The following is a 25,986-nucleotide window of genomic DNA, read 5'->3' on the forward strand; positions in this document are numbered from 1 at the left end:
CACAATGACCTCCGGACTGCTAACTGCACACTGCCAACTGCCAACTATTTTTTGAACTACAATTCTTTAAACATGGCCAATATCTCTGCAAACTTCCTGGGTATCAAATCTCCCAATCCCTTCTGGCTGGCCAGCGCGCCGCCTACAGATAAAAAGTATAATGTGCTGCGCGCACTGGAAGCCGGCTGGGGTGGTATTGTCTGGAAAACACTGGGATCGCAGGTAAAAAATGTATCCAGCCGTTACTCTGCGGTCGACTATCATGGCAGCCGCGTAATGGGCTTTAATAATATAGAGCTTATCAGCGACCGGCCGCTGGAGCTGAACCTGCAGGAGATCAGGGAATGTGTAAAGCTGTTCCCGGACCGCGCCATGATCGTATCCCTGATGGCAGATAATGACCGCAACAGCTGGCATGAAATGATTGCTAAAGTAGAAGATACAGGCGCACATGGTATAGAGCTGAACTTCGGCTGCCCCCATGGCATGAATGAAAGAGGAATGGGCTCAGCTGTTGGCCAGGACCCTGAAATTGCACGCATGGTAGTGGAGTGGGTAATGGAAAAAGCCACCATCCCGGTTATTACCAAGCTAACTCCCAACGTGCATTCCGTAGTACCTACCGGTAAAGCGGTGGTGGAAGCAGGTACGAATGCGCTGTCACTTATTAATACCATTCAATCCGTTACCGGTATTGACCTGGATACGCTGATCCCCAACCCGAATGTTGGCGGGCAGTCTGCTTTTGGCGGGTATTGCGGCCCGGCGGTAAAACCTATTGCCTTAAAAATGCTGACCACCATTAGCCAGGATGCCGTTACTTCCCGTGTACCCGTGTCCGGCATAGGCGGAATAAGCACCTGGAAAGATGCAGTGGAGTTTATGCTGCTGGGTGCTTCCAATGTGCAGGTGTGCACTGCAGTAATGAAACACGGCTTCCGTATTATTGAGGACCTGTGTGAAGGGCTCAGCAACTGGATGGATGAAAAAGGTTTTGCTACCCTCAATGATTTTATCGGGCAGTCTGTAAACCGCATCACCAAATGGGAAGCGCTGGATATTAACTATCACATTATTGCCAACATTCACCAGGATAAATGCGTGCATTGCGGTTTGTGTTACATCGCCTGTGAGGATACCTCGCACCAATCCATACACCTGGAATATGGAAAACCGTATAATACCTACACGGTAAAAACGGAGGAATGTGTAGGCTGTAATTTATGCAAGCTGGTTTGCCCGGTAGAAGATTGCATTACCATGGATGAACATCGCAAAGGCCCGGAATACCTTAACTGGACAGAGTATCAGCGGAGAGGGCTGCCGTTGAATGATCATTGAGCATGTCCTAAAAAGCAATCACTCCTGCCACCGGTTAAAGTGGAGGAGTGATGTTTATAATGGGTTAGTAAGTGACAAAGTTGTAAATAAACTCACATATACCGTGCCATAATCATGAATGCACGGGTTGCACACCAGCTGCCTTTAATTTCTCTATAATATTATCGCCAATATTCTTCCCTTGTGTTGCTCCGTTCTCAATGGAATCACGGAAATGGATACCGCCATACAGGCGTGAAATGGCTGCTTCCGCAGCAGCCTGCATAAAGGAGGTAAAGCTGCGTGCACGGATCTCGAACATTTCTTCTGAATTATCTGTAAAAGAAAACTGATCGCCCATCAGGTAAGTAAGCACCTGTGCAGTGGCGGTAGACATTACGCTATGCCCGCTGGTATATTCCGGGAAGGGCGGTGTTTGCAGCAGCGGTTTCCAGTTCACATCAATATAGCGGTTAATATACGTTTCCGGCCGTATGCGGTTGCTGCGGTATTTTTCATCCCAGCAGCTGATGAAGGCATCCATTTCCGTAACGGCTGTAATGGTATGCAGCAGCAGCGTTCTATCAAAATCCAGCTTGGCCTTTTTAGCGGCAATGCCTGCAATATTCATCCAGTGCCCGCCTGGTGTTATCTTTTTAAATCCAACAGCCATATGCCCTGCAGTAGATACCGCAAAGGGGTTACAATCCCAGAAAGCGGCAATCACCAGCTCCTCCTGCTTGGGATGAATACCTGCTTCATACACTTCTTTGCTCAGGTTATAAAAAGCGCTGCCACTATCCTTACTGAATGGTACAGGCGGCGCCGGTGCAAAGGCATTGCAGGTATCTATTACCATGGGGCGGATGGTTTTCCAGTGCGGCTCCACCGCTTCTATATAAGCCGGCGGCGTAGGATACCAGTATTCATCTCCTTTTTTAGGCGTATAACGCACGCGTGCGCTCAGCTGGTTGTAGTGGTCCTTTTTAGACCAGTTAATGATCTGCGGCACTACTTCCTTAGCTACAGCTACCGAGTGGTCAATTATTTTTTGCGAAAGCTTTTCCTTTTTAAAAGTGTTCAGCAATTTTGCCTGCTGCGCTTCCAGCATAAAACCTGAGGGCAGCATCAGCCGCCCCGCTTCCAGTATGGCATATACTGCAGCAGCCTCATAGTTGTAATCATCCTTTGCGCCGCTAATGGTAATAACAGGGTACGATTTGATAAACCCGGCTGTTTGGGGCATGCTGCTATTATGCTGCGCCACTATTTCATATGCTGCTGCGGTGCAGTAAGCATAATAACGGGCGGCTGCCGGCGGGTTCACCACATCATGCAGCATTACCATGGTAATATTCCAAACGGCGGGTTGTACCTGGTTGCTAAGGTCAGGTGCGGGCCGCTGGGCATAACCCAGCTGACAAAAAAATAAACAAACAATTATCCATTTTCCCATAACTATTGTTCTTTGTATAATAAAACGCCTACATTATTTACACCTATCGCCATATACTTATCCGCTTTGATGGTTATTTCTGTGGCAGACTTTACATCACCGGCCACGGATAACCCGGAAACAGCCGGCTGCATATATTTAAATTGCCCCTTGCCATCTCCCTGCAGCAAACAGCCATAGCTGGCATCCATACTTCCTATTTTTAAACGGTTATCACTGTGGTTGCCTAAGAGCAGCAGGTCTGTTTTACCATCGTGATCAAAGTCGCCGGTCATAATTTTGGTAACTATGGAAAACTGCGCCTGTAAAGGCAATGGGGCAGCCGCAAATTTGCCGTTCTTACGCAGAAAACATTGTGTACGGCAATCCGTTAACGTTAGCTTACCTGCTTTAGATAATTCATCTGCGCTGAAAATCTCCTTCATGGTAGCATCCGCATAATTCTTATAGGAGCTGAATTTGCGGCGCATGGGATAGATCTGGTCATTCAGCTCATCACGGCTCACAAAAGGATAGCTCACGCCTTTAATGTAACAGTTAAAGAAAGGATCAATAGAACCATTGCCGTCAAAGTCTGCATAGTATAATTCTGCCGGCTCTTTTTCAGAAGTATGTACCTGTGTGTTCAGGCCCAGGTTGCCGGCAATAATATCTTCCTGTCCGTCACCATCCACATCTGCCAACGCCATGCTGAACCAGCAGCCTTTGGGCATCTGCTCAAAATAATCGCTGGTTTTATCTGTAAAGCCCGTGGCCGTATTCAGGAACAGGGTTACCGGCATAAACTCCCCGCAGAGCAGCAGATCTTTACGGCCATCTTTATTCACATCAGTCCACTGTGCATCCGTTACCATACCAATGTTGGCAAAAGGCGCGGTAGCGGCAGTAAATTTTCCTTTACCATCATTCACCAGCAGCCAGGAAGCAGGCGGCGCGGGGTACTGGCCGGGTATTACGCGCCCGCCTATGAACAGGTCCATATCACCGTCGTTATCAAAATCACAGGCACGTACACACGATTTGCTGTTGGCGCTCACGTCCGGCAAAGCATCTTTGGATAGCACCAGCTTACCCTTGCCATCATTCAGGTACAGCACATCCTGCAGGGCAGGCGTATGGGGATCAAATAAAGCGTAACCGCCTTTGGCCAGGTACAGGTCATTAAACCCGTCGCCATTGGCATCAAAGAACAGCGCATCAGCCGTTACCGGGCCATCTTCCGCATCCAGCACTGATTCAGTGCTGATGCTGTATGCGCCGCCGGGCTGCTGTACAAACAGCCTTCCCGGCTGGTTCTTATCACTGCTGATGTACAGGTCCTCCCGGCCGTCGTTATTCACATCTCCCTTAGCCAGCACCGGCCCAGCGCTGGAATACATGAACAGCATCAGCGGCTGCCGCTTAAAGTCATTCACCTGGTCATCTTCATGTTTGTAACCAATAATGCCTTTTGTTCTGCTGAAGAGCGTTTTGGCTGAAGGGTCTTTTTGCAGCACCGGCGCGGTTATACCTGCATAGGCTACTGCCAGCTGCTGGTTGGCTGCAACATTGGTCAGCAGCTGCGTGGTGTGGTCCGGCCAGGTAATGCGTACTGAATCTGCCTGCTGTGCGCTGCCCAATCCAAAATGCAGGCTGGCAGGCAAGGCAGAAAGGTATCCCCTGCTGGGATTCACTTCTTCATACTGCAGACCGCCGTTGGCATACACGGTTACCTTAGCGCCAATAGCCGCTGTATTGCCGGTTTTGGCCTGCAGCTTTATACCCAGATAATTGCCTTTATTTTGTTCGCGGCTCAGGTTTTTATACACTGCTGCCGGTTCGTTAATATTATTGATCACCAGGTCCAGGTCACCATCATTATCCAGGTCGGCATATACGGCTGCGCTGGAAATACCGGTTTTGGTAAAGCCCCAGTCTTTTTGTTTGTTGGAAAAAGTAAGGTCATGCTCATTCCTGAAAACGTAGTTCATTAAAGTGGTGGAAGGCATGGCTGTTACCAGGTCCATAAGCATTACCGGTTCACGGTCCACTGCTTTTTTTACTTTATAATCGCCCCAGTAACGTAAAAAATCTTTGTTGGTATAGTCTCTTAAATAACCGTTGGTAATGAACAGGTCTTTATACCCGTCATTATCCAGGTCAGCCAGCAGCGGGCACCAGCTCCAGTCTGTATTGGATACGCCTGCCAGCTGTCCTATCTCACTAAAGGTGCCATCGCCATTATTCAGCTGCAGCATATTGCGCATGTACTGTTTGTACAGTCCCTGCGATAGCATCAGCTCAAAGGATTCATAATTTTCCTGCAGCTGTAATAATTTCTGACGGCGATTATCTTCCGGCAGCATGTCCAGCGTCATTACATCCGGCAGGCCATCGTTGTTATAATCGGCAATATCTACGCCCATCGAGAACTGGGAAAGATGCCGGAAACAGTTCTGCGTATCTTCCCGGAAAGTACCATCCTGGTTGTTGATGTACAGGTGATCCGGTTCATTGTAATCATTGGTCACATATACATCGGGCCAGCCGTCCTGGTTAATATCAGCTACGGCCACGCCTAGGCCAAAAGTCAGCGGGTTCTGGATAATGCCGGCTTTTTTGGAAACGTCTGTAAAGTGATTGTCCTTATTTTCATAAAGCTTGTTGCCTGCCAGGGAGTCCGTTTCCCCACGGCGTTTGGCCAGCTCCATGTTATCGATCTTGATCACGTTATGGTTAAGCAGGAACATATCCAGATCACCATCATTATCATAATCAAAGAATACGGCGGTGGTGCTGTACCCCGGATCATCCAATCCATATTCTTTAGCGCTTTCTTTAAATTTCAGGTTGCCCTGGTTAATGAACAGCTGGTTGCGGCGCTGCTCAAAAGTAGTTTTGCCGGAGTAACAAACATAAATATCCAGCAGGCCATCTCCATTTACATCGGCCATAGTAACGCCGGTTTTCCAGGCGCCGCTGCGGCCTTCCAGCTCTTTGGCAGCATCCCTGGTAATATCTTTAAATTTCAGGTTGCCCTGGTTCAGGTACAGCTTGTTGGGCCCCATATTAGCCGTGAAGAACAGGTCGTCCAGGCCGTCATTGTTAATATCGCCTACGGCTATGCCGCCGCCGTTATAGAAATATTCGTAGGCTAATACGTTCAGGTGCTCCGTTTCATTAATATCATTACTGAAACGGATGTTGGTGGTTTTAGGCGGTAATAGTTCAAAAAGCGGCTGTTGCGCTTTTACAAACAGCGGGCAAAGCAAAAAAAATAAGAGAGTGGAATATTGCATGGTGTATAACAGTTATTTTTTCAACTGCACATAGTAATCAGTCCGGGTTACAAAAGCAGATGCAGCGGAATAATAACCGCTGCATCTACTCTACATTTATTGCTCTTACATCAACATTTAAAACATGTTATTATTTATCCCACCATACGCGTGAAGTCCAGTTATCACCAGTTCCTATCCTGCTTACCGCATCGTTGTAGTTAGCTTTGTTCAGGTTAGCTTCTATGGTTGGATAAGGCTGCCTTCTGGGTATGGTACCATTGGAGAAGTTACTCTGATAATTTACGGGCGTCAGCACGGGATAACCGGATCTTTTCCAGTTGATCCATGTTTCCACGTACAGGAAGAAAGCGCCGGTAGTAGCCCAGTATTGCTCGTTGATCTGTTTCAGGGATGCATCCAGGGAAGTTATATTCAGCGGATGCGCCAGTGCATATGCATCGGCAATAGTTGCGCTGATGGCGCCATCTGCACCCAGTACTGCCAGGGACTGCAGGGCTGCAGATACACCATTGCGGTAGTGCGCCGCAGCGGTAGCGCCTACGCTCCATCCCCTTGCGGCAGCTTCTGCCAGCATCAGCTCTGTTTCTGCGTAGGTGAGCACAAAAATATTACCGCTCCTGTTAGCGTACATAGAAGTACGGGGACGGGAATATTTTCCGATAGGCGTAGCGTTAGCGCCTGTACCGGTACCGCCGGGGTAACCCGGTGCATGCGTAATATCTGTTGGGCCACCGTTCAGATCATACCCATTGGGCATCCCTAACTGCACAGCAGCAGTTGTTACGCCGGGGCTGGAAGTTTGGTTAGCCGCCAGTCCATCAGCAGGTACTTCTGCAATTACACCCAGGCGGGGATCATTGTTAGCCCTGAGATAATCAATGAATGTTTTGCTCCAACGGGTCTGGTAAATATCCGTATTATATACCCTTGCCTGGGCATTATCGTGCCCGGTGCTGTTCTGGGTAGCTATAAAAGCATCGTCCGCAACGCCGGCAAAGGTACCGCCAGCAGCCGCTTTCTCCGCCCAAGTTTTGGCGGTGGCAGCATCCACTTTTGTTAAGCGCATAGCCAGGCGTAACATTAATGAGTAGCCGAATTTTTTCCACTTGGCAACATCTCCCTTGTAATACAGGTCGCCGCTCACAGCTCCCCCGGATGTACTCAGCTGGCCAATGGCAGCTTCCAGCTCCTTGAACATGGTGTTGTAAATATCCTGCTGTTTATCATACACTGGTTGTGTAACACCTGCCTTACCCTGTAATGCCTGGCTATAAGGGATATCGCCATACACATCTGTTAATTCCTGCAGCAACAGCACTTTCATAATTTTACAGATGGCGTTCAGGTTGCTCTTTGAAGCATCATCTGCCGTTAAACTGGCTGCTTCATATACCATACTGCCTGCTCCTGTCCAGAACTGGTCGCTTTGGCCGTAATTGTTGTTCCAGAGACGTCCCTGGTAATCGGGCGTACCGCTGGATGCTACATATTTATCGGCATTGGAGAGGTAATTGGAGCTCAGTGATGAGGTAGAAGCCATGGTTTGTGCCCACATGCTGGTGAACAGGGAAATATTATACCCCTGTGAAGAAAACATGTACTGGGCGCTGGTCAAAAGATAGTTTGGATCATAGTGAGCGGCGTCCGTTTGTGTGGGATCTGTATTGATCTCCTCAAAATTCTTGGTACATCCCGCCTGTAGCAGTGCGGAAGTGATACCAATATATATCAGTAGTTTTTTCATGTTCCTTGCTTATTTGAATTTGATATTAACGTTTACACCGTATGTCCTGGTGGAAGGTAAGCCGGTACCTTCAATACCTGCGTATCTTACAATAGTTGCAAACCCTGATTCAGGATCAATATTATCGCTATGTTTCATTATTGTCCAGAGGTTGCGGCCTACTAAAGAAACCTGTAAGGTGCGTATCAAAGGCACGCCGGCTAATAATTTCTCAGGAAGGCTGTAACCCAGTGTAAGCTGGCGCAGCTTAATGTAGTCACCGTCCAGTACACTTATGGCGGTGATCCTTTGTGCCAGTGCCTGGTAATAGTCCTGTGCGGAAGCCTTAACAGTATTCTGTGTACCATCTTCACGCACACCAACGGTGATACCGGTTTCCCTACCTGCCAGTGTGGACTTATTCAAACCGCGGTACACGCTTTCAGCAGCGGTAGAAGAAAGCACCTTGTTGCCATAATTGTAATCTATCAGGAAGGCAAGGCTCACACCTTTGAAGTTAAACTCGTTGTTTAAACCACCGTATATAGTAGGCAATACGCTACCCCTGTATACCTGGTTGCCTACTTCCGGTAACCCGGAGGCATCTACTACTATATTTCCTTTTGCATCATACTTGTAATCATATACCTGTATCTGCGGGCCGGACATTCCTTTTATGAACACGGTATTGGCGTTGCCATGGTTGAAGCGGTTGGTACCCAAATAAATCGGGTTGCTGTTAGCATCTGTTTCCAGGATCTTATTGCTTACAGAAGTAAAGTTCACTGAAGCATTCCAGCTAAAATTCCTGCTCTTAACAGGTGTACCGGTCACCAATACTTCCAGGCCCCTGTTCTGGGTAGAACCGGTAGGTACATATCCTTTTGTATAACCGGTAGACCGGCTAAGGTCTGCCTGCATGATCTCATTCTTTGTTTTGCGGGTAAAGTACGACACATCAAATCCTAAACGGTTATCAAAGAATTTCAGCTCCGTACCAAATTCCAGCTCTGTTACGGTGTATGGTTTTAACAAACCGCTGGGCAATCCGTCGCTAAATCTGCCGGTAGGTATTCCGTTAACAGAGCCTTCCACGGCATAGTACACAGCTGTTTTATATGCCTCGAAAGGTTCCCCGCTGGTTTTTGCAAAGGATGCACGCAGCTTGCCATAATCCATGTGCGGTACTTTTACCAGCTCAGAGAAGATAAAGCTACCGGATACAGAAGGCGTAAAGATCCTCATCTGGCTCTTGGGTATACCAGGTCCTGCCAGTGTCGAGAATACATCATACCTGCCCGTAGTGCTTAGTGTGAGGTAAGATTTATAGTTGAAGTCGGCAGTATAATAACCGGAATGCGCTTCTCTTTTCCAGTATTTATAGTCCTTGCCAGCGTTCACCACGTTAAGAGGGGTGTACAGGTTGTCAACGATGAAAGGTCCACCATTGAGGGTCTGATAGTCAAAACCGTTCTTCAGTAAGTTGGCGCCTACTGCAGCGTCTATACTAAAGTCGGAAGTTATTTTTTTGCTGAGGCCCAACAATGCATCCCCATTCAGCTGATAGGTTTGGGTGCGGCTCTGCTCTTCCAGCCTGCCGGAATAACCGGTTTCAGTTTGTATGGAAAAGTTGGTGCCGGATGCCGTTACCTTAAGGATCTGGTCATTTTCCAGGTCATATCCTATACGGCCCTGAGCATACAACCAGCTGGTAAGCTCGTAACGGGCGGTAATAGCGCTGATCAGGCGTTTTCTGCCTATATTGTTTACATACTTGCTCACTACAAACCAGGGATTGGTTACATAGTTATCATCACTGAACACTATTTCTTTTCCATTGGCATCTAAACCGGGAGCCAGTATGTTTTCGTTGATGTTGCCGGCAAGCCAGATACCGTTATTGGGGTTTGAAGGCCCGTCACTGATCTGTGGTTTGTTCTTTTGCTGTTCATCTATATAGTTAGCCAGCACTCTTACAGTCAGCCGGTCACCTACCTTCTGGTCCATGTTCAGGCTAATGGTTTTCCGGTCTAACCCACTGTTGCGAACAATAGACTTGTTATCCAGGTTAGACATAGACAAACGGAAAGTACCTTTTTCTCCACCACCGGAAACAGCTACCGTATTGGTAAAGGAAGGTCCTGTTCTGTAAAAGTTGGCAATGTTATCTTTGAAGGGAGAATAAGCATATTGCTTACCATCATACTGGATAACCTGTGAGCCATCCATTTTAGCGCCCCAGGCTAACCTGGCAGTACCTTGCGCATCTGCAGCATTATTAGGTTTGCTGCCCTGCCGGCCCTGGCCGTAGTCATACTGAAAATCGGTAAAGTTAATGGCCTTATCCATGGAATAGTTCATATTATACTCCACAGTGAAAGCGCCTTTTTTACCGGATTTGGTGGTAATGATAATAACACCGTTGGCAGCCCTTGCACCATATAATGCAGATGCAGACTGGCCTTTCAGCACCGTCATGGTTTCAATATCATCCGGGTTAATATTGGAAAGACCGTCGCCATTGTCAGAGCCACCCCATTCGCCGGCAGCACCGCGTTGTGTATTATCAATAGGTACCCCGTTTATTACAAACAGCGGGGACCCTGTGCCGGCGCCAGTTCCAGTACCACCAGTACTACTATTCATGCTGGGCATACCTCTTAACAGGATACGGGCAGAAGAACCCGGACCACCGCTGGAACCATGTACATTCACACCAGCCACACGGCCGCCCAATGACAAGCCTACGTTGGTTTCCCTCGCCTGCGTCATCAGGCTGCCATCCACTTTGGTTACGGAGTAGCCTACTTTCTTGGAATCTTTTGATATGCCCAATGCCGTTACTACCAGCTCGCCCAGCTGAGTGGATGTTTCACTCATGACCAGGTCAAGATGTGTTTGTTCAGGTGTTACTTCTATTGCTTTAGTGCCATAGCCCACCAGGGACAGCTGTAATGTAAAAGCTCCCTGCGGCACTTTTAAAGAGAAAGTACCATCGCCACCGGTTACGGTAGCAGTGTTCGTTCCTTTTACCTGCACGGTGATTGCCGGAAGCGCTGCCCCGGATGTTGCATCCTTGACAGAACCTGTCAACTGCCTTGTTTGTGCAAATGCTGCCGAGCCAAGCAGCAGCGCCATAATCAGCAGACGTAGTTGTCTCATCATTTATTGGATTTAATTTTGGTTTGATTTAGACATAGAGAGAGCCACATGCTATTTTTGCAGCATGCAATTATTAAACATAGTATTGCCTGTACGCTTATGTATCGCTAAACTTCATTGTTCTTCTGTACATATTTACCGATTTTGGTTAGAGATAAAGATGCCGATACACCTCAGAGGGAGGCATGCATTTCCTTTAGAAATCTATAACTACTGACCCTTCCTTAAGTCAGGTCAATTCAATTGTTCACTACAATAATGTAAATTGATTTTCTAATAGAATAACAACAACACATCGATCATCGTTCCATTGTTCTTTACATGTTTCGTTAATACTGACCCTTTCTTAAGTCAAGTCAATTCATTGTTCACTACAATAATCTAAATTGATTTTCTAATAGAATAACAACAATACATCGATCATCGTTCCATTGTTCTTTACATGTTTCGTTAATTTGGTTGAAATAATCAAGTTAGTCTACATACGTCCCCATCGGGGGATTCATGGAAAATTCATCGTGGTGCTTAAGATTGCTGCTGCTTCATTGTTCAGGTATCACTTAGTGCTTAGCGTCCGGCGTACTCTCTACCGGATCTGCCACATAGTTAGTATTAATTTCTTTTAAAAGCAAACATTATTTTAACTAAAAATTAAGACATACTTTCTATACTCTATTAAAGATCATACATTAAGCTGGGAATGTTTGTAACATTTTGATTGTATTTATGCAACTATGTTAATTTTATATTTAACTATGTTAATTTAAGATTATGAAAACAGCCAGCGCAACCGCCATTGGCGCAGCTGCCCTGCGGGCCGCCCACCAATTGTTAGACGGCACTCCCAAACTGCTGCAGGATGAGGTAATATTAAAATTACTGGAGCCGGCAGTAATACAGCACATTCAGCACAACCCTGCCATTTATCAAATGCCGGAAGCCGCCAGGATGCGCACACACGTGGTGTTACGCAGCCGTTATACGGAAGATGTCCTGCAACAGGCATTTGATAAAGGAATACGGCAATATATAATATTAGGTGCCGGATTTGATACGTTTGCTTACCGGCAGCCGGTATGGGCTAAGGACCTGCATATTTTTGAAATAGACCATCCTGATAGCCAGGCGCAAAAACGCAACAGGCTGGCACAAACCGGCATTAGCCTCCCTCCTAATCTTAGCTTTGTACCGGTTGATTTTGAAACCTCTTCTATTAAAAACGTTTTACAACAAACATTGTTCGATCTTAATGCACCGGTATTTATTGCCTGGCTGGGTGTGCTCACTTATCTTACCATGGAGGCTATTGATGCTACGCTGAGCTTTATAGGCGCTTTGGCAACAGGTACAGAGCTGGTGCTTACCTTTTCCCAGCAGAAAAACGCTGATTATTTTTCTAACCTTAGCCAAAGGGCCGCTGACCTGGGCGAGCCCTGGATCACGCATTTTACGCCGGAAGCGCTGGAACAGAAGCTGCGGCAGCACGGATTTACAACGGTATCCTTTTTTACACCGGAACAGGCGGCTAAGTACTTTGCCGGCCGTACAGATGGTTTGCAGCCACCGCGGCGGGCCTCTATTGTACATGCAGTGGTGTAGCCTTGCTGCCGGACAGCAGCTACAGCATGGTTGTGCCGGACACCAGTAGCCCGGCATGCTGCAAAAATTTTTTCTTAAATTAAGGGTGATATCTCCCCTTTTGCTGACACTATTATATAAAACCAATAGTTATGCAGGAACAAGCAGCGCAAGCATTAACAGATCTTTACCGGGACACCTTTCCCCAGGTAGCCCGCGTTGTACAGCAGCTGGGTGGCGACCTGGAAACCGCCAAAGACCTCTTTCATGATGCCCTGGTTATTTACATGGAAAAACAGCAGCAGCAAAAGCTGCACATCCAGGTATCTGCCAAAGCTTACCTGGTGGGCATCACCAAAATATTATGGCTGCGCAAATTTAAAACCGATAGCCGCCGGCAGCCGCTGGATGATCATATAACAGACGCCTACAGCATACCGGAAGATTTTTATACGCCGGTACCGGAAAAAGGCCGCTCTCTGATGCAATACCTGCAAACAGCCGGCAGGAAATGTATGCAGCTGTTACAGGCATTCTATTATGAGCAGCACTCCATGCAGGAGATTGCAGAAAAGTTCCATTACAAAACCATCCACTCTGCCACCGTGCAGAAATACAAGTGCCTGGAAAAAGTTCGCGATCACATTAAAAGCAGCGCCGCTTATGAGGAAGTTATTGGATGAAGCACAGTATATTGACCAGTACCTGCTGCAGGCCATGAGCACAGAAGACAAACTGCTGTTTCAGGCGCAAATGCTTACCAATAGCGCTTTGCAGGAAAATGTGCAGGCGCAGTCACAGGCGCATCAGCTCATACGCTCACTGGGCCGGGCCGCAAAACGGCAGCAGCTGCAAACCATCTTCGATAACCTGTGCGCCACAGATCCTGCCTTCCAGGCAGCACTCAACTCTATTTTTAAATAAAATTTATTGCCATGCTAATACCAACCGTATTGGATAGCGCCACCCGTGGCGCCTATGATATCTATAGCCTGCTCTTAAAGGAACGGATCATTTTTTTAGGCGCCGGCATTGATGACCAGGTAGCCAACCTGGTAGTGGCGCAGCTGCTATTCCTGGATAGTGAGAACCATTATCCCGTGCGCTTATACGTTCACTGCCCCGGTGGCAGCGTGTATGCCGGCCTGGCTATTTATGATACCATGAAAAGTATGAAATCGCCCGTTTCCACAGTAGCAGTAGGTTTTACCGGCAGCATGGGCACCGTAATACTTACTGCCGGCGCAGCGGGCCAGCGCTATGCCCTGCCCAATGCCACTATTCATATGCACCCCACCAGTGGAGGCGCTAAAGGTTATACGGAAGATGTGAGTATTGCCTACCGGGAACAGGAACGCCTGCAGAACCGTTTGTTCCAAATCATCGGACAGCATTCCGGTCATACCCGGGATGAGATTGAAGAAACTTTCAGAAGGGATAAGTTTATGAATGCAATCGAAGCCAAAGATTTTGGGCTGGTAGATGAAGTGCTGGGCAATGCTGCTGAGCTGCAGCTACCAGCTAAACTGGCAGCTACCTGATGCTCCTTCCGCCATTAAGGGAAAAACATAAGCCGGAGGGGGCCCCGGCTTATAAGGTGAAAAATATTGATCTTGGTTAATGACAATTGTTCACATAACATACGTTTTCGTGATCAATACCTACTTTTTACTTACAGGTTTCGGTTTGCCCTGCATTTGTTATATGATATCATGCAGCTACCGGCTGCACTTTTACCGTTTTATGATCATCAGCCTCGTATAGCAGGATGCCTATAAAGCCCAGCACAATAAAAAAGATATTAAACACCAGGTGCTGATCCCAGTTCATGCTTTGCAGCACGCCCCCGCAGGAGCAGGGAATAAAATCACTGAACTTCAGGATGGCAATAATATACGCGGTGAACATGGTCATGAGGCTGAAAGCCGCATAAAACCCTACCAGGGCCCATTTAGGAACGGTTAGTAACACCACTACTACCAGCTCAATTGCGGGGATACCCCAGGCTACCCAACGGGCAAAAGCAGTAAGCAGGGGCGATTTCCCCAGCTCCGCGCTGAAGTTCTCATAGTCTATGAGTTTATTGACACTTGCATAAATGAAGAGCACAATAAACAGGTAAGCAATAATATCTACGACTGTTTTTCTTTTCATAGGGGATCTGTTGACAATCTTTTGGCTATAGCCAATAAATGTAAAAATAATAATTTATTCTCTGGTTAATCTGGCGTTAAATACTGTAGCTGAGTACGCCCATTGCTGTTAGTATCGGATTAACAATTGCATTAACGAATCATTATCCTGCTAAGTTTTTAAAAGCACGAAATTTATAGTGAGGAATTATATATGCATGTTTCGCATCACGCGGACAAAAACCGGATTTTCTTGTCCGGTTTTTCCATTTATACCATCGCCCCCTCACTTTCCTGCACATTTTGTACTTTACGTGATGGAATATCTAAACCATTCATATTTTACGCCTGCGGCATATGGACATAAAAGTAATCCCGGTTGCGCTGGCTGATATACAGCCGCTGCGCAGCTTATTTTTGCATGAAAGTAACTTCCAGTTTATTTATGATAAGTGCCACCTGTATGACTGGGCAGATACTTACCTGTTCCTGGTAAATGGGCAAAAGGTAGGTTACGGCGCCGTGTGGGGCCAAAGCAGGAGAGAGGACCGGGATGCCATTTTTGAATTTTACATCCTGCCGCCTTTCCGTGAAAAAGCCAATTATATTTTCCCGGAGCTCCGGGCCGCTTGCGGCGCTACTTTTATTGAATGCCAGAGTAATGATACGCTGATAACAGCCATGCTTTATGAGTATGCGCAGAACATTAATGCAGAAGCTATTTTATTTGAAGAACATTACACCACGCACCTGCAGGTACCTGGGGTGATCTTCGGCAAAAAACGGCTTGAAGATCCTAACAGGTACAACGTCGGCAATTATACTTTAGAAATGGATGGTGAAGAAGTGGCCGAAGGCGGGCTAATGCTGAACTACAACCTGCCTTATGCAGACATTTACATGAGCGTGAAAGAAGGCATGCGGCAAAAAGGATTGGGCAGCTTAATTGTACAGGAGCTAAAAAAAGAAGCCTACCTACTGGGCCGGGTACCGGCTGCCCGTTGTAACATTAAGAACCAGGCCTCCAAAGCCACCTTGCTGAAAGCCGGTTTAAAGTGTTGTGGTTTTGTATTAAAAGGGTCCCTCTCCTGATTTTTTATTAATACGTACGTTTTTTACAAAAAACCTATATTGCAACCCTGAATATGCTTATTGTATAGTAACCATATCTTTGTCTTGTTCCCAATATCTACGAAATGTCATTGTGAGTTAAAACTTAAACAATGCTGTTAACCAACAAACATTTTACACCCGTAATAGGCCTGGACATCCATATCGTGATCCTGTTAGGCTTTCCTATTCCCCTGCCGCATCCATACATCGGTTTTGTAGTAGATCCGATGGATTATATTCCATTCATTGGCGCTACTACTAAAATTAATCATGTACCCCGCGGTAAGAGCGATACCTCCGGTATTTTTATAATCCTCTTTCATATTCCCATGGGCGGGCCTTTTCTGCTGGCGCCTATGATAGGGCATGATTCTGTGAACTTCTTTGGCAGCCAGACCACTAAAGTGGAAGGCAACTTAATGAGCCCCTCCGGTCATATGCTAATGACCTGTAACGATATTGGCATTCCGCTTTCTTTGCAGCCCGGCAAAAAAATGAAGCCCATTCCCAGCATGTACCTGCCTACTTCCTTTTCCATACCACTTTCTTTTGGCAAACCGGTAATGGTAGGCGGCCCCTATGTGCCGGATTGGGCGGGCGCTTTACTGAACCTGGTCATGAGCTTTGGATTTGGTGCTTTAATGAAAGGTGTTGGAAAGCTGGGTAAAAAAGCGCTCACTAAATTCAATCATGCACTTAAAGGGAAGCTGGGCAGTAATAAGCTTAGCAAGTTCCTGTGTAAAAAAGGCTTTGAACCAGTAGACCTGGTGCAGGGCATTGTGATCTATGATGGAACGGATTTTGAGCTGGCCGGCCCTATTCCACTGCGCTGGGAACGTTCCTGGAACAGTGACAGTAAGCATAATGGGGTATTAGGCCATGGCACACATTTCAGCTATGACCTGCGCGTACAATCTTTTGAGCAGGACCATGCAACCGTTGTATTGCTGGGCGATGGCCGCAGCGCAGTATTTGAAGCCCTGCCTTATGCAGGCAACATGGATTATAACCGGCATGAAAAGCTAACGCTTACCCGCACAGATATAGATGAATTTCAATTGCAGGATCATAGTGAGCGGTTGTATTATAACTTCCGCAAAGTTCACCCGACGGATAAACAGTATCGTTTATATTCCATCTGCAATGAAGCCGGTTTCCTCATCAGCTTTCACTACAATAGCAAAGGAGAGCTGGTACGGGTGATTGACAGCGCCGGGCGGCACCTGCACATTACCAACGATGATGCAGGCCGCATGACCAGTGTAACTGCCCGGCACCGCGGTGCAGAACAGGTGATGATCCGTTACGGCTACAATGAAGCCGGCGACCTGGCAGCCATCACAGATGCGTTGGATCAAACCACCCGCATCCAATACCGCAACCATTTAATGGTAGCCAAAACAGACCGTAACGGACAGAGTTTCTATTGGGAATACGATCATAAGGGCCGTTGCGTACATACCTGGGGCGATGATGGGATCCTGGAAGGATGGCTGGAATATCATCCGGAAAAAGGTTATAATCTTATCACCAATTCATTGGGCAAAAGCACGGCTTATTATTATACACCTGATTTTGTAGTTACACAGATCAAAGATCCATTGGGTAATTCCCGCTTCCTTGAATACACAGAAGATTTTGAGATCTACCGTGAGATAGATGAAGAAGCCAATGTAACCGGCTATAGCTATGATGAATGGGGCAACATTACCCGTGTCACCCAGCCGGATGGCAGCGCCTATACGTTTAATTATGATGAGGAGCAGCGCTTAACATTAGTGAGTGATCCGCAGGGCGCCAGCCGCACTTACATTTATTACAAAAAAGGATCCTGCAAAGGGCTGCTGCATACCATTACAGAAGCAGACGGCCGCATTTCTATCTACCGGTATAACAGCCAGAACCTGCTGAGCAAAATAGAAGATGAGCAGGACAAACAATCCTTGCTGGAATACGATGCCGATCATAACCTCATTGCATTAACGCTGCCGGATGGCGGCCACTCCACCTGGACCTATGATGCCTGGGGACGCTGTATAAAATCAAGCAATCCGCTGCAGCAGGAACAATATATCCGTTATGATGCGCTGGGCCGTGCTACGGAAATTAATTTAGCAGATGGCAACCAGGTACAGCTGCAATACAACGCATATGACGAAGTGCTGCAGGCCCGCGATAAATACCATAACGTACGTTTTGCCTACACGCCCCTGGGCAGCCTGAAAATGCGGGAAGAGAACGGCGTAAAGCTGCACTTCATATATAATAAGGAAGAACAGCTGACAGGTTTGGTGAATGAGCATGGAGAAACTTATCATTTTTCCCGTAACGACCGTGGCGATATTATCCGGGAAACCGGCTTTGATGGCCTGCAACGTAATTATGAAAGAGATGCTGCCGGCAAAGTACTTAAAGTACAGCGCCCCGGCGAACGCTGGACCGGGTATGAATATGACTATAATGGCCGCCTGACCCGTGCAGAGTATAGCGATGGCAGCTGGGAAACCTATAGCTACAACCGCAGCGGTCATCTCATAGAAGCCATGAATGAGCACAGCACCGTGAAATTCCAGCGCGATATAATGGGCCGCATAACGCAGGAATGGCAGAATGGCTACACCGTAAACAGCTCTTACAACCACAACGGACGGCGTAATAAGCTGCAGAGCAGCTTAGGTGCGTTCATACAATTACAACACAATGCAGCCGGTGATGTAACCGGTATGCTTGCACAAGCGGCCGGTGACCAGAGCCCCTGGACCGCGCATATTGAACGTAATCTTTTAGGTCTTGAAATAGAACGTACCTTACCCGGCGGCATTAAAAGCAGCTGGACCTATGACCGTTCCGGTATGCCCGAAAGCCACACCGTAAGCAGCGAGCAACGTGCTTTCCGCCGCCGGCACTATCGCTGGGATCCCAACCAGCGGCTGAAACAGATCATTAATGGCATTAGCAACACCCATGTTACTTTTGGTCATGATGATCTTGAAAACCTGGCCTGGGCCCAGTATGAAGACGGCACTTATGACTACCGCCTGCCTGACAAAACCGGTAACTTATATAAAACACCTGAACGTAAGGACCGCAAATATGGACCCGGTGGCAAGCTGCAGGAAACCAATGACGCCCGTTTCATTTATGACGATGAAGGTAACCTTGTTAAAAAAATAGTTACCGCTGCACCAGTGGGTGGCGCTACCTGGGAATACGAGTGGTATGGCAATGGCATGCTGAAAAAGGTAGTTCGCCCGGATGGCAGGCCGGTTGAGTTCCGCTATGATCCTTTAGGCCGGCGTATAGAAAAACAGTTCAATGGAACGATCACCCGTTTTGTATGGGATGGCAATGTGCCATTGCATGAATGGAATTATACCAGCACTGAACGCCCTGTTACTACTATAGATGAACTGGGCAACGTAGCCTTGAACCATCCTGAACCGGTACCAGCTGAAACCCTGGCTACCTGGGTGTTTGAAGATGGCACCTTTGCGCCGGCTGCTAAGATTATTAACGGGCAGCAGTATTCTATTATCAACGATCACCTCGGCACCCCTTGTGAGGCTTATGATGCTACCGGTGAAAAAGTATGGGCCTGCGAATTGGATATTTATGGCCAGGTGCGTAAGTTAGCAGGTGAGCGGGAGCTGGTGCCTTTCAGATACCAGGGGCAGTATGAGGATGTGGAGACAGGGTTGTATTATAACAGGTTCAGGTATTATAGCCCGGATGAGGGAGGGTATATTAGCCAGGATCCGATAAGATTGGATGGGGGGAGCAGGTTGTATGGTTATGTGAAGGATACGAATGTGCTTGTAGACATTATGGGCCTTAACGGCGGAACCGGTTTGGAATGGGTTGATCCGAACACACTTAACTTCTCCCAAGGCTATGTAACAGAACCGGTAGCTGAATATGAAGAAGCTATGAGAGCTGGCCAGTGGGAATGGGAAAGAAGTCCACTAGAGGTTGCAGAAGTTAATGGTCAACGGGTGAGCCTTGATAACAGAAGATTGGTAGCCGCGCAAAGAGCAGGTGTGGAAAGCGTACCGATAAAGCTTGTTAATTTGGATGATGCAAGACCAGGCGGTGGTACTTACGGCAGCAACCTGAAGAAAAAATTAAATTCAAGACCTAAGCATAGAAAGGACCTGCCGAAAATTGCATTACCTGCAGAAGGCAGAAAGGAACGTCCTCAGATCGTAGCCGCGAAATGTGATTAACAAACAATAAAAATACGAGTAGAGTATGTCTCAGCAGATTGTTCAGGAACACTGGAAAAATAAAGAATTACTTGGCTATGATAGTATATTGCTGGGTAGTGGAGAAGTTATTATTATGAGCGGTTACTCCGTTACTGACGGCACAGAAAAATCATATTTCATCAATGCTATTTGTGACACCACTGTAGAAAGTATTGAAAAATACAACGATGATCCATGGACAGAAATAGAGCTACACCCCCAACACATAAAACTAGAAAACGGCGACACCATTTACTGTGGAGAAGGCGGTATGGGCAATGAGGGATTTGTGGCGTTGGAAGATAAAAATGGCAATCTCAAATGGGCTTTTTTCAGCACACAGTCTAATCCATTTGTGGGAATAGATCTGATGAATGATACCATCCGCGCCCATTCCACTTACGAGCGGTACTATGATATTAATCTGCTTTCCCCGGAGAATATAAAGATCTCCAATATCCGGTAGTATAGTATTCAAAATTTGCAGCCTTATGGAATTAACAGTTGTGCAAATGTACAAGCATGAATTTTGAAAGGTTCTCGCAGGCTATTCTGAATGCATAACTGCTATAAAAGTTTAAGCTCCATTATATATGACTTTTGGTATATACGGAAGTGTGTTCTTCACTTGCGAAAAAAGAGACCTTACAGCAGTTGCCGAAATTATATCAGAAAGGTTAACTTCCAAAAATGATAGCTTTGGCGGATTTGAGAACTACATCCGGGATGAAGTACCTACTGTTTATACCGATGATCTTTTAGGGTTACGGATAATTGTAATGCAGAACCCCGATGAAACAGATCAATTTGCCGTAGAAGTCCTCGATAGGATACATCAGTATGCGGGCTATGAAGAACCGACTGAAAACCAGGATATTTCTCTGCGCATTCGTATGCTATTAAACGATTGTGAATCATTCCGGTTTATGGATGATGATGATTGAACTGGTTTCTACTACGCTCAGTAACTCGCGAATTGCAGGACATCTGATCTCAAATGTAAATTCAGCAGGAGTCCCGGTTACTTCGATAGGGAAATAGCACCCTTGCGCTGTTCTCGTCAATTTTGTATCATTGTTACAAACAACCCATATATAATTATCAAGTAACCTTATAATTCTAAAAAAAAGTAGTCATGGAAAAAGTATGGTTTATCACCGGCGCCTCATCAGGTTTTGGAAAGGCATTTGCCGAATATGCTATCACACAAGGTTATAAAGTAGTAATTACCGCACGCCGTCTGGATAAATTGGAAAGCATAAAAGCGCTTGCACCTGACCAGATAGAGGCCATAAAAATGGATGTAAATAACAACGCTGAAATCTCCGATGCAGTTAAAAAAGCCATCGATCGCTTTGGCCGGGTTGATGTGCTGATCAATAATGCCGGGTATGGCATAGTGGGCGCTGTTGAAGAAACGCCGGAAAGCGAGTTACGGGCCCTGATGGACACAAATTTTTTTGGCGCTGCAAGCGTAACACAGGCTTTCCTCCCAATATTCAGACAGCAAAGATCGGGAGCCATTGTTAACATCAGCAGCTTAGGCGGACAGCTCTCTTTTGCAGGATTCAGCGCATACTCCGCTTCAAAATGTGCGCTGGAAGGCTATTCAGAGGCTTTAGCCGATGAGTTGGCACCCCTGGGAATAAAAGTGCTGATCGTAGAACCAGGTAATTTCAGGACCGAATTAGCAGGCGCCGCAATGAAACATATGCCAGAGCTGGATGCTTACAAGGAAACCGTTGGAGCAACAAGAAATTTTGCCAGGGGAATGAATGGCACGCAGGAAGGCGATCCTGCAAAAGCTGCAGCTGCTATTGATAAAGCGCTGGCCGCAGAAAAAACACCTTTAAGATTACAGCTGGGAGAAGATGCAGTAAATGCAATTAAAAAGCATAGCGAACAACTTTTGCAAGATCTCGCAGCCTGGCAATCAGTAGCTGTTGATACTAAACTAAGCACCAACGTTTAATCCCTCAAACATATAATATGAGCAACCGTTTTAAATGCCGGTTGCTCATATTAATTATTAATTATCCGCGCCGTCTGTTAGCCGCCAGGCGGTACAACGTTGAAACAAATACATCAACATCTGCACAGGTGTTGTAAAATGCGGGCGATGGTCTCAACGTTACTTGCCTTACATAGTTTCCCTTCATCTGAATTGTTTAGGTTTCAGCCGCTGACTTGCAAGTTCCGCTATTTCATTGATCCTTTTTTGCCTCGTTTCAGGCCGTTTGGCAAGCACCAGCCATTGTAAAATGCTTTTTTTAACAGATCTGCTTAAGCTCATAAAATAGTCCTTTGACCCTGGATTGCTTTTAAATCCGTTAGCCAGATCTTTCGGTATTTTCAATTTTTCAACATCGTCTAAAATTGTCCACGAACCATTTTCCTTTGCAGCTTCAATACACTCGTAACCTGCCGCTGTCATAAGCCCTTCTTCAATTAGCCGCTGTACCTTTTCCTTGTTGATCTTTGACCAAACGCTTTTCGGTTTACGTTTGCAGAAAAACTGCATGAACTTATCATCGCCCAGGGACGTTCGTGTGCTGTCTATCCAGCCAAAGCAAAGTGCTTCGTCAACAGCTTCACTGTAAATTACTGATGGAATATTAGACTTCTTCTTATAATAAACAAGCAGCACGGATTGCTTTGAACGATGGTTTTCTTTTAACCATTGCCGCCAGTCTTCCCGGCTTGCCGGGCAAAAAGTTGCTACCTGCTTTTTTTGCATTACGTTCACATTATTTCATTGTAATTAAAATGATGCTTACGATCAATATGCCCAGTAAATGATAGGTACCGGTTATAATTCCGTAAAGAATGGGGCGGGGAATATTAGGGTTGATAGCAATATTAACCGTATTGGCAAACAAGTACCCAATACCAATAACTAATGCAAACTCCAAAGCATCTGCCAAATGATGAATGTTCAGCGCATAAATTAAAACTGCGCTCACAATGGTGATCACCAGTGAGCAAATCGCAGGACCTACAATAAAAATCGGCGCATTGTTTTGGAGAGTTTCGTTTTCACGACCCAGCGAAATTTTATACTGCTTACTAAAAAGCAATGTGAACCATAAGGCACCAAGCAAAAAATACACAACAAATGCAAGTGAAACGCTGATCCAGTTTAAATTTGCTAATTGACTAATCATAAAATTGACTTTTACTGTTTAGAATGCAAATCTAAATGGGTCAGATGACAGCCCTATGTCAGGGGTATTTCAGGAACTATAAAATTTGTCAAAATATTCCTGTAATGTCATTTTGTGCGGGGTGAATTTTTCAGAAAGCAGCTCCAGCCTTTTGATCCTGTCAAGACGAAAATACCGGAACTCTTTCCGCAATCGGCACCAGGCCACCAACAACCAGTTTTCCTGGGTGCTTAATAATGCAAACGGTTCAATGAACCTGGAACTTGTTTTTTTGGTTTCGTTGGTATATTCAATTTTAACCAGGTTAAAGTTTGTAAGTGCAAACTGCAGCTCAGATAAATTATTACTGCTCCTTTCGCGGTTAAGGTTTTGATCGAACCTCGTTCTTTCTGAAAGTAAATTGGCTTTATCCTTTACACTATGATTTAATACTGCTTTAATTTTGTCAATAGCTTCTGAGTAATCTTTAATGAAGGATGCGTCTTTGTTTTTCAGTACCAATTGTTCGGCAATAATTAAAGCATTGGCCTGGCTTTCGGTAAACGTTACGGGCGGAAGTCTGTAATGTTCCATCAGCGAATATCCCTTGCCTTCTTCGGTCAGAATTGGAACCCCAGCCTGTTCCAGTGCCCGGATGTCCCTGTAAATTGTCCGGATGCTTACCGAAAATTTAGCAGCAAGTTCAGGAGCGGTCAAAATACGCTTGGTCTGCAGCTGTGTAAGGATTGCAGTTAGCCGGGAAAGCCTTTTTGTATCGGTATTATCCATTATGCAATGTTGGAATGAAGAAAGGATATTTTGACAACATTACAAAATGGCACCCGGAAACCCTTACAGCAGAAAGTTACAGCCATTCTGCATACTGTAGATGAACATCTGGTCTGTAAATTTCCAGGAGCTTGGTAGGACCTGAAAGATCTTTAAACTGAAACTGACGATATAGCCCGTGCGCATCACTTGTGTTCAGCATGATCCTTCTCAAGCGTTTTGACCATGGCTGTTCAAATATAAAAGATAACATCTTCTTAGAGATCCCTTTCCCACGATGTGCTGGTAATACAAAGAAATCAGCGAACCAGCCGAAAGTGTAATAATCAGTGATCACTCTTCCAAATCCGACCTGCTGCCCATCAATAAAAGCACCTACACAAAAGGAATGCTCCAGCGAATGCTGCACCAGCTCAAAAGAAATGTTCTTAGCCCAGTAAGAATCCTCGTTCAGGAAACGATGAATTACCTTAACATCCATATTTTCAATACCTGTTTTAATGCTTACTGCTGACATGTTTCTTTATAATTTTTGTACAAAGCTATGCAAGCGCCCTAAATGAATACAGCCACAGTTTTTAATATTAAAATGGACACAGTTATCTTTACCGCATGAAGCAGGATTTTCTATATCTGCAAATATCAAACAACCTTGCGCAGCTGATCAGAAAGGAAGTATTAAAAGCCGGCGACCGCTTACCCTCTGTCAGAAAGTTGTGTCATGAGCATAACATTAGCATGAACACAGCAAAAAAGGTTTACCTGGAACTGGAAGGACAGTCACTGATAGAATCAATACCCCAGTCCGGATATTTTGTAAGCCAGTTACCGCATAAAAGACTTCCGCTTCCGGAAACAAGCAAACCTTCACAGATAAGCAGCAATAAAGAGCCGGATGAAATGATCAGTAAAGTCTATCTGAATATGGGCCGGAAAGACCTTACGCTGTTTTCCATTGGCGTTCCTTCAGATGAATTATTGCCCCTGGCAGGCTTGAATAAAGAGATCATGCACGCTACACGGCAGCTCCGGGACAGTGGTGCCGGGTATGAAGCATTGCAGGGAAATGAAAAACTGCGAAAGATCATTGCAGCCCGTTCTATTTCCTGGGGAGGCAGCCTGCACGAAAACGACCTGGTTACCACTGCGGGAGGCATGAATGCGCTGGCATTCTGTATGATGGCGGTAGCAAAGCCGGGCGATACCATCGCCATAGAAAGCCCTGTTTACCCCGGCATTTTACAGCTGGCAGGAAGCATTGGCCTGAAGGTGCTTGAACTGCCCACTCATCCCAGTACAGGTATAAAAATTGAAGCGCTGAAAAAAGCAATCCATAAGATCGATCTTTGTCTTTTAGTTACAAACTTCAGTACCCCTTTGGGAAGCTGTATGCCGGATGAAAATAAAAAGGAGGTGGTGGCATTGCTGGCAAAACATAATATTCCACTCATAGAAGATGACCTGTATGGCGATCTTTATTTTGGCAGCCACCGGCCAAAATGTTGTAAGTCATTTGATAAAAACGGCACAGTGCTCTTATGCAGCTCCGTTTCTAAAACCTTAGCCCCGGGCTATCGCGTAGGCTGGGTGGCGCCGGGCAGGTACAAGGAGCAGATCCTGAAATTAAAGCTGGCGCATGCAATATCTTCACCTACCCTTACACAGGAAGCAGTAGCCAACTATCTGAAAAGCGGCCGGTATGAGAACCATCTCCGGAAATTACGCAAGACGTTATATAGCAATTACCAGCATTACGCGCATACGATCTCCCAACATTTTCCTGAAGGCACCAAAACAAGCAGGCCACAGGGCGGGCTTACCTTATGGGTTGAGCTACCTAAAAAAATTGATACAACAGCGCTGTACAATCTTGCGATCAAGCATAAGATCAGCATTGCTCCCGGCAGAATGTTTACGCTACAAAACCAATATGAAAACTGTATGAGGCTTGGCATTGGTTTAACCTGGTCGGAAGAGCTGCGGAGTAAGCTCATACAAATTGGCAGGCTGGCGAAGATGATGCTGTGAGTGAAGTGAACCCGACC

General features: G+C 46.1%; 20 protein-coding genes. 11 read left to right on the plus strand and 9 right to left on the minus strand.

Translation table 11 applies throughout. The features are described from left to right. Positions 1-72: 72 nt before the first annotated feature. Positions 73-1,341 carry an NAD-dependent dihydropyrimidine dehydrogenase subunit PreA gene (gene preA, locus BMZ54_RS02330; protein WP_089906532.1) on the plus strand — a complete coding sequence of 423 codons (1,269 nt, stop codon included), beginning with the start codon at positions 73-75 and terminating at the stop codon, positions 1,339-1,341. Between the two features lie 112 nt (positions 1,342-1,453). On the opposite strand, the gene BMZ54_RS02335 is transcribed toward preA, so the two are convergent. The 4 genes from BMZ54_RS02335 to BMZ54_RS02350 all read right to left on the minus strand — a co-directional run bounded on the left by BMZ54_RS02335 (position 1,454) and on the right by BMZ54_RS02350 (position 10,945). Further along, complete coding sequence (locus BMZ54_RS02335) at positions 1,454-2,776, minus strand: vanadium-dependent haloperoxidase (RefSeq protein WP_089906533.1); 1,323 nt, start codon at positions 2,774-2,776, stop codon at positions 1,454-1,456. A gap of 2 nt (positions 2,777-2,778) precedes the next feature. Next, positions 2,779-6,054 carry a VCBS repeat-containing protein gene (locus BMZ54_RS02340; RefSeq protein ID WP_089906534.1) on the minus strand — a complete coding sequence of 1,092 codons (3,276 nt, stop codon included), beginning with the start codon at positions 6,052-6,054 and terminating at the stop codon, positions 2,779-2,781. A 130-nt stretch (positions 6,055-6,184) separates the two neighbouring features. Beyond that, complete coding sequence (locus BMZ54_RS02345) at positions 6,185-7,801, minus strand: SusD/RagB family nutrient-binding outer membrane lipoprotein (protein WP_089906535.1); 1,617 nt, start codon at positions 7,799-7,801, stop codon at positions 6,185-6,187. A gap of 9 nt (positions 7,802-7,810) precedes the next feature. Continuing rightward, positions 7,811-10,945 (minus strand): SusC/RagA family TonB-linked outer membrane protein, encoded by a 3,135-nt coding sequence (locus tag BMZ54_RS02350; protein ID WP_238386464.1) that lies wholly within the window; start codon positions 10,943-10,945, stop codon positions 7,811-7,813. Positions 10,946-11,713: 768 nt separating this feature from the next. Here BMZ54_RS02350 and BMZ54_RS02355 point away from each other — a divergent pair. The 4 genes from BMZ54_RS02355 (at position 11,714) to BMZ54_RS02370 (ending at position 14,061) form a co-directional block, all read left to right on the plus strand. Beyond that, positions 11,714-12,541, plus strand: coding sequence for a class I SAM-dependent methyltransferase (locus BMZ54_RS02355; protein WP_089906537.1), 828 nt, complete (start codon positions 11,714-11,716; stop codon positions 12,539-12,541). 131 nt (positions 12,542-12,672) lie between these two features. Beyond that, positions 12,673-13,203 carry an RNA polymerase sigma factor gene (locus BMZ54_RS02360; RefSeq protein WP_089906538.1) on the plus strand — a complete coding sequence of 177 codons (531 nt, stop codon included), beginning with the start codon at positions 12,673-12,675 and terminating at the stop codon, positions 13,201-13,203. Beyond that, positions 13,184-13,444 (plus strand): hypothetical protein, encoded by a 261-nt coding sequence (locus tag BMZ54_RS02365; protein WP_143080882.1) that lies wholly within the window; start codon positions 13,184-13,186, stop codon positions 13,442-13,444. Before BMZ54_RS02360 ends, BMZ54_RS02365 begins: the two co-directional genes overlap by 20 nt. Before the next feature lie 11 nt (positions 13,445-13,455). Next, positions 13,456-14,061, plus strand: a complete 606-nt coding sequence (locus tag BMZ54_RS02370; RefSeq protein ID WP_089906540.1) for a ClpP family protease — start codon at positions 13,456-13,458, stop codon at positions 14,059-14,061. Positions 14,062-14,230: 169 nt separating this feature from the next. Here BMZ54_RS02370 and BMZ54_RS02375 read toward each other — a convergent pair whose 3' ends face one another. Continuing rightward, entirely contained in the window at positions 14,231-14,674 is a 444-nt protein-coding gene (locus tag BMZ54_RS02375; protein ID WP_089906541.1) for a MauE/DoxX family redox-associated membrane protein, read from the minus strand. A 335-nt stretch (positions 14,675-15,009) separates the two neighbouring features. Here BMZ54_RS02375 and BMZ54_RS02380 point away from each other — a divergent pair, with 335 nt between their 5' ends. The 5 genes from BMZ54_RS02380 (at position 15,010) to BMZ54_RS02400 (ending at position 21,981) form a co-directional block, all read left to right on the plus strand. Then, positions 15,010-15,744 (plus strand): GNAT family N-acetyltransferase, encoded by a 735-nt coding sequence (locus tag BMZ54_RS02380; RefSeq protein ID WP_089906542.1) that lies wholly within the window; start codon positions 15,010-15,012, stop codon positions 15,742-15,744. A 131-nt stretch (positions 15,745-15,875) separates the two neighbouring features. Then, complete coding sequence (locus BMZ54_RS02385; protein ID WP_089906543.1) at positions 15,876-19,988, plus strand: DUF6531 domain-containing protein; 4,113 nt, start codon at positions 15,876-15,878, stop codon at positions 19,986-19,988. A gap of 25 nt (positions 19,989-20,013) precedes the next feature. Next, on the plus strand, positions 20,014-20,475 hold the full coding sequence (locus BMZ54_RS02390) for a hypothetical protein (RefSeq protein ID WP_089906544.1): 462 nt from the start codon (positions 20,014-20,016) through the stop codon (positions 20,473-20,475). 127 nt (positions 20,476-20,602) lie between these two features. After that, on the plus strand, positions 20,603-20,953 hold the full coding sequence (locus BMZ54_RS02395; protein ID WP_089906545.1) for a hypothetical protein: 351 nt from the start codon (positions 20,603-20,605) through the stop codon (positions 20,951-20,953). Positions 20,954-21,144: 191 nt separating this feature from the next. Continuing rightward, the gene (locus tag BMZ54_RS02400; RefSeq protein ID WP_089906546.1) at positions 21,145-21,981 is read left to right on the plus strand and encodes an oxidoreductase; all 837 of its coding nucleotides are present in this window, start codon (positions 21,145-21,147) and stop codon (positions 21,979-21,981) included. Positions 21,982-22,164: 183 nt separating this feature from the next. Here BMZ54_RS02400 and BMZ54_RS02405 read toward each other — a convergent pair whose 3' ends face one another. The 4 genes from BMZ54_RS02405 to BMZ54_RS02420 form a co-directional block, all read right to left on the minus strand. Then, complete coding sequence (locus BMZ54_RS02405; protein ID WP_089906547.1) at positions 22,165-22,746, minus strand: YdeI/OmpD-associated family protein; 582 nt, start codon at positions 22,744-22,746, stop codon at positions 22,165-22,167. A 10-nt stretch (positions 22,747-22,756) separates the two neighbouring features. After that, a complete protein-coding gene (locus BMZ54_RS02410) occupies positions 22,757-23,173 on the minus strand; it encodes a DUF1761 domain-containing protein (RefSeq protein WP_089906548.1) in 417 nt (138 codons plus the stop codon). A gap of 69 nt (positions 23,174-23,242) precedes the next feature. Next, a complete protein-coding gene (locus BMZ54_RS02415; protein ID WP_089906549.1) occupies positions 23,243-23,941 on the minus strand; it encodes a helix-turn-helix transcriptional regulator in 699 nt (232 codons plus the stop codon). A 76-nt stretch (positions 23,942-24,017) separates the two neighbouring features. After that, positions 24,018-24,458, minus strand: a complete 441-nt coding sequence (locus BMZ54_RS02420) for a GNAT family N-acetyltransferase (protein WP_089906550.1) — start codon at positions 24,456-24,458, stop codon at positions 24,018-24,020. A 95-nt stretch (positions 24,459-24,553) separates the two neighbouring features. Here BMZ54_RS02420 and BMZ54_RS02425 point away from each other — a divergent pair, with 95 nt between their 5' ends. Next, entirely contained in the window at positions 24,554-25,969 is a 1,416-nt protein-coding gene (locus BMZ54_RS02425; RefSeq protein WP_089906551.1) for an aminotransferase-like domain-containing protein, read from the plus strand. Positions 25,970-25,986: the final 17 nt, after the last annotated feature.

This window comes from Chitinophaga rupis (assembly GCF_900109685.1).
Classification (GTDB): domain Bacteria; phylum Bacteroidota; class Bacteroidia; order Chitinophagales; family Chitinophagaceae; genus Chitinophaga; species Chitinophaga rupis.